This is a genomic window from Mesorhizobium sp. WSM4819 (genome assembly GCF_055811215.1).
The window spans coordinates 72,131-86,558 of the sequence record NZ_JBVVQO010000002.1; the positions used below are offsets into that span (position 1 = coordinate 72,131).

At 63.6% G+C, this 14,428-nt stretch carries 9 protein-coding genes; 3 read left to right on the forward strand and 6 right to left on the reverse strand.

From position 1 onward, the window contains the following. Nucleotides 1–7 precede the first annotated feature (7 nt). The 6 genes from AC0L18_RS02470 to AC0L18_RS02495 all read right to left on the reverse strand — a co-directional run bounded on the left by AC0L18_RS02470 (nt 8) and on the right by AC0L18_RS02495 (nt 7,995). Entirely contained in the window at nt 8–658 is a 651-nt protein-coding gene (locus AC0L18_RS02470) for a S24 family peptidase (protein WP_091600331.1), read from the reverse strand. An 82-nt stretch (nt 659–740) separates the two neighbouring features. After that, entirely contained in the window at nt 741–2,960 is a 2,220-nt protein-coding gene (locus tag AC0L18_RS02475) for a 3-hydroxyacyl-CoA dehydrogenase NAD-binding domain-containing protein (protein ID WP_473490485.1), read from the reverse strand. Between the two features lie 14 nt (nt 2,961–2,974). Further along, the gene (locus AC0L18_RS02480; protein ID WP_473490486.1) at nt 2,975–4,183 is read right to left on the reverse strand and encodes an acetyl-CoA C-acetyltransferase; all 1,209 of its coding nucleotides are present in this window, start codon (nt 4,181–4,183) and stop codon (nt 2,975–2,977) included. Nucleotides 4,184–4,213: 30 nt separating this feature from the next. Continuing rightward, a complete protein-coding gene (locus tag AC0L18_RS02485; RefSeq protein ID WP_473490487.1) occupies nt 4,214–5,383 on the reverse strand; it encodes an acyl-CoA dehydrogenase family protein in 1,170 nt (389 codons plus the stop codon). Nucleotides 5,384–5,439: 56 nt separating this feature from the next. Continuing rightward, nucleotides 5,440–7,236 carry an acyl-CoA dehydrogenase gene (locus tag AC0L18_RS02490; protein WP_473490488.1) on the reverse strand — a complete coding sequence of 599 codons (1,797 nt, stop codon included), beginning with the start codon at nt 7,234–7,236 and terminating at the stop codon, nt 5,440–5,442. Between the two features lie 297 nt (nt 7,237–7,533). Next, nucleotides 7,534–7,995 (reverse strand): MerR family transcriptional regulator, encoded by a 462-nt coding sequence (locus tag AC0L18_RS02495; RefSeq protein ID WP_023802166.1) that lies wholly within the window; start codon nt 7,993–7,995, stop codon nt 7,534–7,536. 446 nt (nt 7,996–8,441) lie between these two features. Between AC0L18_RS02495 and AC0L18_RS02500 the strand changes: the two genes are divergently transcribed. The 3 genes from AC0L18_RS02500 to AC0L18_RS02510 all read left to right on the forward strand — a co-directional run bounded on the left by AC0L18_RS02500 (nt 8,442) and on the right by AC0L18_RS02510 (nt 14,323). Then, the gene (locus tag AC0L18_RS02500) at nt 8,442–12,419 is read left to right on the forward strand and encodes a peptidoglycan-binding protein (protein WP_473490489.1); all 3,978 of its coding nucleotides are present in this window, start codon (nt 8,442–8,444) and stop codon (nt 12,417–12,419) included. Between the two features lie 189 nt (nt 12,420–12,608). Further along, nucleotides 12,609–13,532, forward strand: coding sequence for a sulfite exporter TauE/SafE family protein (locus tag AC0L18_RS02505; protein WP_473490490.1), 924 nt, complete (start codon nt 12,609–12,611; stop codon nt 13,530–13,532). Then, a complete protein-coding gene (locus tag AC0L18_RS02510; protein ID WP_473490491.1) occupies nt 13,532–14,323 on the forward strand; it encodes a TIGR02186 family protein in 792 nt (263 codons plus the stop codon). Before AC0L18_RS02505 ends, AC0L18_RS02510 begins: the two co-directional genes overlap by 1 nt. The last annotated feature ends 105 nt before the right edge of the window (nt 14,324–14,428 follow it).

A 14,428-nucleotide genomic window follows, 5' to 3' on the forward strand; every position in this document is an offset into this window, starting at 1 on the left:
GCGGCCCCTACTGGCTTGCCCAGACAATCCGCGCCACCCATTCGACATCGCGCATCGGGATGTCGCGATCCGGGTGATCGGGATTGAGCGAGACCAGCATGATCGACTTCGCCGTCTGACGGTCCAGCACCTTGGCCATCACCTCGCCGGCATTGGTCTTGACGACGACGCGGTCGCCCTTGCGGGTGGCGGCGCCCGGCTCGACGATCAGCACGTCGCCGTTGCGGTAGAGCGGCAGCATGGAATCGCCCTGGACCTGCAGCGCATAGGAGGTTTCAGTCGCCCGTGCCGGAAGCTCGATCAGGTCCCAGCCCTGCCCCACGGGGAAGCCGGCATCGTCGAAGAAGCCGCCGGCGCCGGCCTGGGCGAAGCCGAGCAGCGGCACCGAAGACGTCTGTGCCGGCAGAGATCCGGGAACGGTCTTGCCCCGGCCTTCGACCAGTCCGGTGAATTCGTCGAGCGAAGCGCCGGTCGCCTCGATGATCTTGGCCAGCGACTCGGTCGACGGCCAGCGCGGCCGCCCGTCCGAGGACAGCCGCTTCGATTTGTTGAAGGCCGTCGAATCGAGGCCCGCGCGTTTCGCCAGCCCCGACGCCGAGAGCGAATAGCGCTCGGCGAGAGCATCGATGGCGGCCCACACGCGGTCATGCGAGAGCACTTTTGCTCTCCTTCAGAACAGGAAAAAATACCTTCTCCGTTCTAACCGGTGGCCGTGAGTTTGTCCACCATCGAAGGCGGCGTCACGCCGCCTTCTTGGCCTCGCTCCTGGCATAGGGGTCGAAGCGTTCGTAGAAAGTCTCGTCCTTCTCTGCCATCTCGAGCAGGAGCTTCGGCGCTTTGAACTCGCCGCCGTACTTCTTCTGAAGACCCTTGGCGATCTTGACGAATTTCATTGCGCCGATGCCGTCGATGTAGGACAGCACGCCGCCGGTAAAGGGCGCGAAGCCGAAGGCGAGGATCGAGCCGACATCGGCCTCGCGCGGATCGGTGACGATGCCCTCCTCCATCACCCGGGCCGCCTCCAACGCGATGGTGACCAGGAGCCGCTGCTTCAGTTCCTCATAGTCGACCTCTTCAGGCGGCAACTGCCGATAGAGATCCTTCAGGCCCGGCCACAGCTTCTTCTTGGCAGGCTTTTGCGGATAGTCGTAAAAACCCTTGCCGTTCTTGCGGCCGAAGCGGCCATGCGTGTCGACCAGCGTGTTGATCAGCGTCATCTGCTTCGGGTCGACCGCCTTGTCGCCGAGATCGCGCATGGTCTGCTTCATGATCTTCTGCGCGAGGTCGATCGCCGTTTCGTCCGTCAGCGCCAAGGGGCCGACCGGCATGCCGGCGGCCTTCGCCGCGTTCTCGATCATCGGCGCCGGAATCCCCTCGATGAGCATCTTGTAGGCTTCCGACATGTAGCGCAGCACGCAGCGGTTGACGTAGAAGCCGCGCGTGTCGTTGACGACGATCGGCGTCTTCTTGATCGCGCGGACGAAGTCGATCGCAGTGGCCAGCGCCTTGTCGCCCGTCTTCTTGCCCAAAATGATTTCGACCAGCATCATCTTGTCGACCGGCGAGAAGAAATGGATGCCGATGAAATTCTTCGGCCGCGCCGAATTCTTCGCCAGCGACGTGATCGGGATGGTGGACGTGTTCGATGCAAAGACCGCCGCCGGCTTCAGCACGGCCTCCGCCTTTTCGGTGGCGTCCTTCTTGACGCCCGAATCCTCGAACACCGCCTCGACCACCAGGTCGCAGCCTGCGAGGTCGGCATAGTCCGCCGTCGGCGTGATCAGCGACAGCAGCCTGTCCTTGTCCTCCGGCTTGGCGCGGCCCTTCCTGACCTGATCCGAGATCAGGCTGTCCGAATGCGCCTTGCCCTTGGCGGCAGCGTCCATGTCGCGGTCGAGCAGCACCACCGGAATGCCGGCCTTGGCCGTGACATAGGCGATGCCGGCGCCCATGAAGCCGGCGCCGAGCACGCCGATCTTCTTGAACTTGGTTTCCGGCACGCCGGCCGGACGACGCGCGCCCTTGTTCAGTTCCTGCAGCGACACGAACAGCGAGCGGATCATCGCCGCCGCTTCCCTGGTCTGCATGATCTCGGTGAAATAACGCTGCTCGATGCGCAAGCCGGTATCGAACGGCACCAGCAGGCCTTCATAGACGCATTTCAGGATGGCTGCGGCAGCCGGATAGTTGCCATAGGTCTCGCGACGCAGGATGGCGATTGCCGGTGGCCACAGATTGGCGCCGGCCACCGAATAGACCGGGCCGCCGGGCAGCTTGAAGCCCTTCTCGTCCCACGGCGCCACTGGCTTCAAGCCATTCTTGATCATGGCTTTGGCGGTTTCGACCAACTTCGTCGGTTCGGCAATCTCATGGATCAGGCCCATCGACTTGGCCTTCTGCGGCGACAGCGTCTGGCCGGAAGTCAGCATCTGCAGCGCCTGCTGCTGGTCGGTCAGCCGCGGCACGCGCTGAGTGCCGCCGGCACCCGGGAAGATGCCGATCTTCACTTCGGGGAGCGCCATCTTGACCTTGTCGGAATCGGCCGCGACACGGCCATGGCAAGCGAGCGACAGCTCGAACGCGCCGCCCATGCAGGTGCCGTTGATCGCCGATACCCACGGCTTGCCTGAGGTCTCCAGCTTGCGGAACAGGCCGGTCATGTAGCCGGCATTGTCGAACAATGCCTTGGTCGCCTTGTCCAGGTCCTTGGCTTTATCGGCTGCGAACTTCGACAGCATCTTCTGCAGCATGGTGATGTCTGCACCGCCGGAGAACGTGTCCTTGCCGGAGGTGATCACCGCCCCCTTTATTGCCGCGTCGCTCGCCACCTTGTCGACGATGGCGTTCAGCTCCAGCATCGCCTCTTCGGTGAAGACGTTCATCGAGCGGTCGGGCATGTCCCAGGTGACCAGCGTGATGCCATCGGCGTCGATGTCGAGGGTGAAATTGGTGTAGCTCATCGGTCTCTCTCCCGTCAGACGCGTTCGATGATCGTTGCGGTGCCCATGCCGGCGCCGATGCAGAGCGTCACCAGCGCGGTGTTCAGGTCGCGGCGCTCCAGTTCGTCCAGCACCGTTCCGAAGATCATCGCACCGGTTGCGCCGAGCGGATGGCCCATGGCGATGGCGCCGCCATTGACGTTGATCCTGTCGTGCGAAATGTCGAAAGCCTGCATGTAGCGCAGCACCACCGAGGCGAACGCCTCGTTGAGCTCGAACAGATCGATGTCCGACAGCTTCATCCTGGCACGCTTCAGCAGCTTCTCGGTCACGTCGACCGGACCGGTCAGCATCAGCACCGGCTCCGAACCGATATTGGCGAATGCACGGATGCGAGCGCGCGGCTTCAGGTCGAGCGACTTTCCAGCCTTCTTCGAGCCGAGCAGAACGGCCGCCGCGCCGTCGACGATGCCGGACGAATTGCCGGCATGGTGGACGTGATTGACCTCCTCCACCTCGGGATGCTTCTGCACCGCGACGGCATCGAAGCCGCCCATTTCGCCGGGCATGACGAAAGACGGGTTGAGGGCCGCCAGCGACTGCATATCGGTCGAAGGCCGCATGTGCTCATCGTGGTCGAGGATGGTCAGGCCGTTCTGGTCCTTGATCGAGATCACCGAATTCTTGAAGCGGCCTTCGCCCCAGGCTTTGGCGGCGCGCTTCTGGCTTTCGACCGCATAGGCGTCGACGTCGTCGCGCGAAAAGCCGTACTTCGTGGCGATCAGATCGGCCGAGATGCCTTGCGGCACAAACCAGCCCGGCAGGCCGACCGAGGGGTCCATGAACCAGGCGCCGCCGGACGCGCCCATGCCGACGCGCGACATCGATTCGACGCCGCCGGCGATGACGATCTCGTCGGCGCCCTGCGCGATCTTGGCGGCGCCGAAATTGATGGCGTCCAGGCCAGAGGCGCAGAAACGCGAGATCTGCATGCCGGGCGCTTTCGTGTCGTAACCGGCCTCGAAGGCGGCGGCGCGCGGAATGACAGAACCCGCCTCGCCGACCGGATCGACGCAGCCGAAGATGATGTCGTCGACGGCGCCGGTGTCCAGCCCATTGCGGTCACGGATCGCCGCAAGCACCTTGGCGCCGAGCCGTACCGCCGGCACCTCGTGCAGCGAGCCATCCTTCTTGCCCCTGCCGCGCGGCGTGCGCACGGCGTCATAGACATAAGCTTCGGCCATTTTCCTGCTCCTTGGTTTGCTGAAAGTCTCTCAGAGAGAGCGCCCGATCAGCAATTTCATGATCTCGTTGGTGCCGCCGTAGATGCGCTGGACGCGGGCGTCGCGGAACATCCGGGCGATCGGATACTCATTCATGTAGCCATAGCCGCCATGCAATTGAAGGCATTCATCGACGACTTTTCCCTGCAGGTCTGACAGCCAGTATTTGGCCATCGAGGCCGTCACCGGGTCGAGGCCTCCATTGATATGGCGGGCGACGCAGTCATTGTAGAAGACCCGGCCGATGGTCGCCTCGGTCTTCAATTCGGCCAGCTTGAACTGGGTGTTCTGGAAATCGATAATCGCCTTGCCGAAGGCCTTGCGCTCCTTGACGTAGTCGATGGTCAACGCCAGCGCCCGTTCGACCATGGCGATGGCGCCGGTGCCGATCTGCAGCCGCTCCTGCGGCAATTGCTGCATCAATTGGACAAAGCCCTGGCCTTCCTCGTGGCCGAGCAGATTGGAGGTCGGCACGCGCATATCGTTGAAGAACAGTTCCGACGTGTCGTTGGCCTTGAGCCCGATCTTGTCGAGGTTGCGGCCGCGCTCGAACCCTTCCACCTCGTCGGTCTCGACGACGATCAGCGAAGTGCCCTTGGCGCCCTTCTCCGGGTCGGTCTTGGTGACGATTATGATGAAATTGGCGAGCTGGCCGTTGGTGATGAAGGTTTTTGAGCCGTTGACCTTGTACTGGTTGCCGTCCTTCTCGGCGCGCGTCTTGACGCCTTGCAGGTCGGAGCCGGCGCCGGGCTCGGTCATGGCGATGGCGCCGATCAGCTCGCCGGTCGCCAGTTTCGGCAGCCACTTCTTCTTCTGCTCCTCCGAGCCGTAGTGGAGGATGTAAGGGGCGACGATCGAATTGTGCAGGCCGATGCCGAAACCGTCGACGCCGACATGGCCGATCGCCTCGATGATGGCGCTCTCATGCGCGAACGTCCCGCCCGAACCGCCATATTCCTCCGGCACAGAGGCACAGAGCAGACCGGCCGCGCCCGCCTTCAGCCAGCTCTCGCGGTCGACCATCTCGTTCTTCTCGAACTCGTCATAGCGCGGCTCGATCTCTTCCGACATGAAGCGGTGCGCCATGTCGTAGAGCATGCCGACCTCGTCCGCCGCCCAGGCAGGTTTGGGAAGGCCAAGAATTTCGGCGGGGTTGGTCATGCTGTTTCTCCCTTGCGCCGACGTCCCCCTCCCCTCGAGTTGAGGGAAAATCGAGCTTAGAACGCTTCCGCCGGCAGTGCCATCAATGTATCGGCGCCGCTGGAGATGCGGGCGAGGTGTGCCGACGTTTCCGGCATGATCCGCTCCATGAAGAAGCGCGCCGTCACCAGCTTGCTGTCATAGAAGGCCGAAGAACCATTGGCGTCATTCGCCAATTTCGCCTCGGCTGCCTTGGCCATCTGCGCCCACATATAGCCCAGCGCCACCAGGCCGAAGAGATGCATGTAGTCGGTCGAGGCGGCGCCGGCGTTATCGGGCTTGGCCATGCCGTTCTGCATCAGCCACATCGTCGCCGCCTGCAGATCGTTGAGGCCCTTCTTCAGCGCCTTGGTAAAGGGCGCCATCTTCTCATCAGTGCGGTTCTCCTCGCAGAATTCGCCGACCTCCCTGAAGAAGGCCTGCACGGCGCGGCCGCCATTCAAGGCCAGCTTGCGGCCGACGAGGTCGAGCGCCTGGATGCCGTTGGCGCCCTCGTAGATCATGGCGATGCGGGCATCGCGCACGAACTGGCTCATGCCGTGCTCTTCGATATAGCCGTGCCCGCCGAACACTTGCTGCGCCATCACCGCGTGGTCGAAACCCTTGTCGGTGAGCACGCCCTTGACCACCGGCGTCATCAGCCCGGTGTAGTCGTCGGCAGCCTGGCGGTCCTTGTCGTCACTGGCACGGTGGGCGATATCGGACTTGATCGCCGTCCACAGTGCCAGTGCGCGACCGGCCTCGTTGAAGGCCTTCGTGGTCATCAGGCTGCGGCGGATATCGGGGTGGACGATGATCGGGTCGGCCTTCTTGTCCGGCGCCTTCGGCCCAGACAGCGAGCGTCCCTGCAGGCGATCCTTGGCATAGGACACAGCGTTCTGGTAGGCGACCTCCGACACAGAAAGCCCCTGCAGGCCGACGCCGAGCCTCGCTTCATTCATCATCGTGAACATCGCTTTCAGCCCGCCATTCGTCTCGCCAAGCAGCGTGCCTTGTGCCTCGTCATAATTCATGACGCAGGTCGAATTGCCATGGATGCCCATCTTCTCCTCGATCGAGCCGCAGGAGACGGCATTCTTCTCGCCAGGATTGCCAGATGCATCGAGCTTGAGCTTCGGCACGATGAACAGCGAAATGCCCTTCACGCCTTCCGGCGCGCCCTCGATGCGGGCCAGCACCAGGTGGACGATGTTGTCCGCCATGTCGTGCTCGCCGGCCGATATGAAGATCTTCTGGCCTGAGATCCTGTAGGTGCCGTCGCCGTTGGGAACCGCCCTGGTGCGCAGCAGGCCGAGATCGGTGCCGCAATGCGGCTCGGTCAGGTTCATGGTGCCGGTCCAGACGCCTTCGACCAGCTTCGGCAACCAGAGCGCCTTCTGCTCGTCGGTGCCATGGGTAATGATCGCGGCGATGGCGCCCTGCGTCAGGCCGGGGTACATCATCAGCGACATGTTGGCCGAGATCATATATTCGGAAACAGCGGTATGCACCGCGTAAGGCAGACCCTGGCCGCCAAATTCGACGGGTGCGGCCAGCCCCAACCAGCCGCCCTCGCGGTATTGGTCGAAGGCCTCCTTGAAGCCCTTCGGCGTCGTCACCGAACCGTCGCCATGGCGCTCGCAGCCTTCCATGTCGCCGACGCGGTTCAGCGGCTGCATGACATTTTCAGCGAGCTTGGCGCCCTCGGCGAGGATGGCCTCGAGCACGTCCGGCGTCGCGTCGGAAAATCCGGGAAGATTGGAATAGCGCTGGTAGCCCAGCACTTCTTTCAGCACAAACAGCGTGTCCTGGACCGGCGCCCTGTAGATCGGCATGCATTTCCTCCACCATGCGGCCTTGGCCCCGAATCCCCAATGTGAAGTCAGACGGGCATGCGGACCAATGTTCAGGTCGGAATAGCAAAAGTTGACGTTTGCGTAAACGTCAATTTTTTTGATGCGACAAATTAATCCCCGCCGCTCGCTCATAGCGTAACGGCGCTGGCCGTAGCCAGTCCGAACAGATTGAAAGATATTCGTCCCGTCGCAGCCGCAAGACAAAGGGAAGAGCCGCGCAGCCAAGGCCCACGCGGCTCTCTCCCAGAAGGCCGTTCACCGGAAGCCGGCGAAGAATTACCCGGCGACGCTGGCCTGCGGCGCCGAGCGCTCGCTCAGCATCTGACGCACCGCCGCCATCGAGTTGCTCAACTCGTTGATGGCATCGTCGATCAGAGCCCGCTGCTTCTGCAGGCGGGCAAGCTGCTTCTCCGACTTGTCGAGCGTCAGTCGCAACTGCTTGGTGTTGGAACCGCTGGGGTCGTAGAGGTCCATCATTTGCTTGACGTCGCGCAGCGAGAACCCGACCTTGCGGCCGAGCAGGATCAGCTTCAGCCGCGCCTTGTCGCGGCGCGTGTAGAGACGGGTCGAGCCGTCGCGCTGCGGATTGAGAAGGCCCTTGTCCTCGTAGAAACGCAGCGTACGCAGCGTTACTCCGTATTTCTTGGCCATCTCGCCGATGCGGACAAGATCCTCGCCGGCTTTATCGGACATGTCATTGGTATTGGCCGCGGCTTCGCCGGGCGAAACAAGTTTCATGGTCACTGGCTTTCCCCATCTGGTGGCGCCGCGGTCCTGGACCGTGCGTCGCCTGAGTCGAAGCGGGGGCGTGCTTCCACTCGTGGTTTCAACAAACAAAATCGCAAACGGCACAATCTGCACCCTTACGTTTACGTCAATTCTATACCGATAGCCGCCTCACGAAGCAAGGGCGTCGTGCGGGAGGACCTTTTTGCCGCATCCGCCAGCGCATGGCCCGGCGGCGCTTCAGGCGCTCGTCAACATCGTTGCAACTTCTTAAGCTTGGTTAACGCGTTGTTTACCACGTTGGGCGAATTGTGCGCATGTCGGTCACCCGTGGTTATCCTGTAGCGAATTTTTCACGGTTTCGGAGTCCACCGCAGCAAAGCCGCGGCCGTCTTCGTTTCCGGCAGGACTTTGGGAACTGGTCATAAAGCCAGCAGCGATTGTGAACGGGCGCATCGATGAACAGCAAGCAGTCCTATCTCGATACACTCAACACCGGCCGGCAGCGCAGGCCGTACACCACGCTTGAACAGCTCAACCGCTCTCTGGAAACGCTGGAGCAGCGGCTGGAGCGGACGCGCGAGGACTTGAGCGAACGTCCCGATCCGCGCCGGCTGAGCGCGGAGCCGCGCTATGCCAGCGCCCGGCCCTATGAGGATCCGCGCCCGGCGCAGCCGCCGAAAAGCCCGGCGCCAGCTGCCTTCGACCAGAATTACCAGGCGATCGCCCGCGACATCGACCGCGTGCGCGGCCAGGAGGACGGCGTCGCCGTGGTCGGCAAGATCGCCGGCGAATTGCGTGGCCTGCGCGAGGAACTGCGCCACCAGATGACCGCCGGCCTGCAGCGCGAATTCGAAGCGCTGCGCAACGACATCGAGCGGGCTTTCCAGGCAAGCACCCAGCCGGGTGGCCAATCGGCGGGAGGCAAAGGCAGCGCCGAACTCGGCGTCGAGTTCGAGCGGCTTTCCGGCGCCATCCAGTCCCTGGCCGAAAAGAGCGACGACAGAAGCGTCAACATGCTCCGGCTCGATCTGGAGCAGGTCAAGGCCGCACTCGACACGTTGGCGCGCGAGGAGAGCGTGGAGGCGGTCGGCCGCCGCTGGGACGAGTTCGACCGCCGCTGGACCGCGTTCGAGGATCGTGTCGATGCCGATCAGCGACAGCGGTCGGACGCACCCGGTCTTTCGATACTGACCGAAAGGCTCGAACAGATCAGCAATGCCGTCAACAATCTGCCGGAATCGCTTTCGCTGCGCTCGCTCGAAGAGAAGGTCCGCACGCTTGCCGGCGCCGTCGAGCATTTCGCCCGCCAGCAGGACAGTCTCGGCAGCAGCACATTGGCGATTATCGACGAGCGGCTGGACGAGATTTCCCGCGCCATCGTCGCCTCGACCGTCGCTGCGCAGGCCAATTCATTCGACCCCGAAGCATTCGAGCGTATCGAGAAGCGGATCGCCTCGCTTGCCGAACAGATCGAGGAAGTGACGCAAGTTCACCCGAGCGGCGAGGTCATCGACCGCCTCAACATGCTGTCGAGCCGGGTCGACGATCTTGCCAACCGGGCCAATTTGCCTGAGCAGGCGATGGAGCGTCTCGACAAGCAGATCGCGCTTATTGCCGACAAGATCGACCGGGCGCCTGCCATGCCGGACGCCGACTATATCTTCCAGGGGCTGGAACAGCGTTTCGACGTGCTGTCCGGCATGATGGAGCGCCGCCAGGGCGACGCGATCGAACAGGGCAACATGCTGTTTCGTGATCTCGAGCGCCGGCTGGACGAAGTTGCCGACAGGCTGGACCAGCGCATGCCGCAGATCGACGGGGCCGGCATCATGGACGCCCTCGACGCCCGCTTCAGCGCGCTGGCCCAGCGCTTGGAGACGCGCGTTCCCGATCACGCAGGTGAAGCGGCGATCCGTGGCCTGGAAAGCCGGCTCGAAGACATTTCAGTCCGGCTGGATTCATCGGCGGCACAAGTCGCCGGTATCGACCCGGCCCTGATCCGCAGCCTGGAAGCGCAGGTCGCGGGCCTGTCGGCGCACCTTTCGAAACCCGGCGCGCCACTGCCGGAATTGGAGGATATCAGCCCTCGTCTCAACGAAATCGAGAAGTCGCTGGCTGGCACCCGCGATTCCATCCTCAGCGCGGCGCGCGAGGCAGCCGAGAGCGCCGTCCGTTCGTTGGCGGGCTCCAGTGCCAACACGGCGGCCGTCTCTGGCCTCGCCCAGGATCTGAAGACGCTCGAAGCACTGACGCGCCGTTCCGACGAGCGCAATTCGAGGACCTTCGAAGCCATCCACGACACGCTGCTCAAGATCGTCGACCGGCTGGGCTCGCTGGAAACCGGCGAGCCGACCGACGCTGTGAGCGAACTTCTGAATACGCAGCCGGCCGAGCCGGACAGCTGGCGCGGCGTGCGATCGTCAAAGATGGCCGTACGTGACGCGCCGTCCATGGACATCGACCAGCCACTGCCGCTGACGGAAGACATGGCCGACCTCGACAGCCATGTCTCTGCCATGATCAGCGATGAACCAGGTTCCCATAGCGAACCGGGCACGCGTAGCGACCCGGGCACGCGCACGCCGGCCGAAGCCGCCGCGGCCGCGGCCATGGCGGCGCTTGGCTCGGACACGTCGGAAAAAAGCCAGCCGACCGGCGGCCGGAAGTCGATGCTCGGCGGACTGGCGCGCGCCTTCAAGGCCAAGAAGGAGACGATTGTTCCACCGCTTGCCGGCTCCGCGCCTGATGTCGAGATACCGATTGCCGATCTCGACGAGCCGCTGGACCCGAAGGTTGCCAACCGGCCGCTGGAGCCCGGCTCCGGCCCACCTGACCTCAACGCCATCATGAAGCGCGTGCGCGACGAACGCGGCCCGCCCGGCAGGGCCGGCAATGCCGACGCATCGAAATCCGACTTCATCGCCGCTGCCAGGCGCGCGGCGCAAGCGGCCGCTGCCGAGGCCGACGCTCTCAAGCGGCAATCGACGATGAGGGGGCCGGTAAAGGCGCTCAGGATCGGCGACTTGCTCAAGGCGCGACGCAAGCCGATTCTGATGGCAGCCGCCGCGGTCATGCTGGCGCTCGCCGGCCTGCAATTGGGCAAGGCCTTTGTCTCCGACCCGGTCGATATTGCCAGCAACGACACGACGCCGATGGCGGCCGCGCAGCCAGCGGAAAGCGCATCGATCGGTACCGTCAACGAGCCGAAGACGGACGCACAAACTGCAGGGGATAGCGCATCAGGCGGCGCTGTCCGGCAGGCAAAGCCATCCGAATCGGTAGCCGAGGACGACATGCCGGCGCAGACCGCCATCGCCACGCCGTCGGAAAACGAAATATCGGCGGATGCCGAAACGCCGATCGACTCAGGGTCCGCGGCCGAGCCTGTTCCTGCGCCAATGGCTTCAACGACGTTGCCCGATCCGGCGGCGGCGAACGTGACAGCGTCGGCACCTGCGGGCCCGACGGTTGCGGACGCCGAATCAATGGCCACCGCGCCGGACGCCACCCCCGCGACCCAGGACATGACCGGCACGGTCACTTCAGCGGTTGCATCGACGGCGGCGGCCACTGCCAAGATCGACATTCCAGCCGATGCCGGCCCGGCTGCCTTGCGTGACGCAGCGGCCGGCGGCGACGCCGAGGCACTGTTCGAGATCGGCTCGCGCTACGCCGAATCGCGCGGCGTCAAGCAAGACATGGCAGCGGCCGCCAAATGGTACGAGAAATCAGCCGAGCTCGGCTTCGCACCGGCGGAATACCGCATCGGCAACTTCTACGAGAAGGGCACCGGCGTCGCCCGCGACGTCAAGAAGGCGAAGACCTGGTACCAGCTCGCCGCCGAGCAGGGCAACGCCAGCGCCATGCACAACCTCGCCGTGCTCTTCGCCATGGCGGCGGACGGCGTGACCGACAATGAATCGGCTGCGCACTGGTTCCAAGCCGCCGCCGATCTCGGTGTCAAGGACAGCCAGTTCAATCTCGGCATCCTGGCGGCGAAGGGCGTCGGCATGAAGCAGAATCTCGAAGAGTCCTACAAATGGTTCGCGCTCGTCGCCAAGACCGGCGACAAGGATGCGGCGGCAAAGCGCGACGAGATCGCCAAGGCGCTCAGGCCCGAGCAGCTCGAACGCGCACGCGCCGCCACGGAGCTGTGGAAGGCAAAGCCGCTCGATCCTGCGGCCAATTCGGCCGATATTCCCGAATCGTGGCAGGACGGCACGCCGCAGACGACCGCCAGCGTCGACATGAAGAAGGTCGTTCAGAACATCCAGCGCATTCTCAACAAGAACGGCTACGAGGCCGGCAATGACGACGGCGTGATGGGCCAGAAAACCAAGGATGCCATCATGGCTTTCCAGACCGACAACGATCTGAAGCCTACCGGCACGGTCGACGAAAAGCTGGTCAAGGCGCTGCTTGCGCGCAAATAACGTCAGATGCGTCGTTTCCGCGACGCCTTTGCCACACATTTGCCTGTTAACTGATTGAGTTGTTTTTTGTTTCGGCGACGTGGCGAGGTTTGACTTCGCCGCCCGGCCGGCGCAAGAACGGACAGGCTTTTGGCGCGAATGCCCGCCACGGTTGCATTCGCCGACGGGCAAACTGATCGAGACTGACGGGTGGGCATCTATCTCCCGATCGCGGAAATTTCCGTCAACATCTTCGTGCTGCTGGCCATGGGCGCGGCGGTGGGCTTCCTCTCGGGCATGTTCGGAGTGGGCGGCGGCTTCCTGATCACGCCGCTGCTGATCTTCTACAACATACCGCCGGCGATCGCAGTCGCCACCGGCGCCAACCAGGTCATCGCCTCCTCCTTCTCCGGCGCATTGTCGCACGTGAAGCGCGGCACGCTCGACTTCAAGCTCGGCGGTGTGCTTTTGGCCGGCGGCATCGTCGGCTCGACCGGCGGCATCTTCGTCTTTGGCTTCTTGCGCCGGCTCGGCCAGCTCGACCTGTTCATCTCGCTGCTCTACGTCGTGCTACTCGGCACCGTTGGCGGGCTGATGCTGGTCGAGAGCGTTAATGCGCTGCGCGCCGCGCGCAGCGGCGCGGCACCGGTGCTGAAGAAATCCGGCCAGCACAACTGGATCCACCGCTTGCCGCTGAAGATGCGGTTCAGGGCCTCGAAGCTTTTCGTCAGCGTCATCCCCGTGCTCGGCCTCGGCGCCGGCATCGGTTTCCTGTCGTCGATCATGGGCGTCGGCGGCGGCTTCATCATGGTGCCGGCGCTGATCTATCTCTTGAAAGTGCCGACCAACGTCGTCGTCGGCACCTCGCTGTTCCAGATCATCTTCACCTCGGCCTACACCACGCTGGTCCATGCCACCACCAACCAGACGGTCGACGTCATGCTCGCCTTCCTGTTGATGGCGGGCGGCGTCGCCGGCGCGCAATACGGCGCCAAGGCCGGCCAAAGGCTGCGCGGCGAGCAGCTCAGGGCGCTGCTCGCTCTGCTGGTCCTGGCGGTTGCCATCCGGCTCGCCATCGATCTGTTCGTGACGCCGCCCAGCCTCTATTTGCTGTCCGGCGCGGATCCGACCTGATGGCGGGTTTTAGGACGTTCCTGGCCGTTGCCTCGCTGTCGCTGTTCGCCGCCTCGTCACCGGCAAGAGCGCAGACGCCGGTTACCGAAAACATCCAGATCGGCCTGTCCACCGACCATGTCTCAATCACCGCCGGCTTTTCCGGCGCCGACCTCACCATCTTCGGCTCATTGGAAAATGCCGACCCGCGTGTCGCGCGCCAGGGGCGCTACGACATCGTCGTCGTGCTTGAGGGTCCGGCCCGGAAGGTCGTCGTGCGCCGCAAGGACCGGGTGCTCGGCATCTGGATCAATCTTGAGTCCGAGACCTTCAAGAATGTGCCGGTGTCCTATTCGGTCGCGACGACGCGGCCGCTGCAGGACGTCACCGACCCCAACAGCTACAAGCAACTGTCGCTCGGCGCCGCCAACATCTACATGCAGCCGGCCGACGCTGGCGAAAGTCCGGCGACCATCCAGGAATTCACCGCAGCGCTGCGCGAGCGCAAGACGGCGACCGGCCTCTACAGCGTGAATGTCGGCGGCGTGCAGTTCCTGTCGCAGAACCTGTTCCGCGCCACCGTCAGGCTCGCCCCCAATGTTCCGGTCGGCACCCACAAGGCACGAGCGTTCCTGTTCAAGAGCGGCCTGTTCATCAAGGAAAGCTCCGCCCAGCTCGAAATCCGCAAATCCGGTTTCGAACAGTCGATCTTCCGCGTCGCCCACGATTATTCTTTCCTGTATGGCGTCTTCGCGGTGTCGTTGGCCATGCTGACCGGCTGGCTCGGAAGGCTCGTCTTCCGGAAGGATTAAACTCTCTTCAAAAGGCGGTTCCCCTTTTTACGCTCGTGGGTTAGACCGCGACCCCGGCCCGGCCGAACACCGGCTGTCGCTCCCCAATCAAAAATACTGGACTTT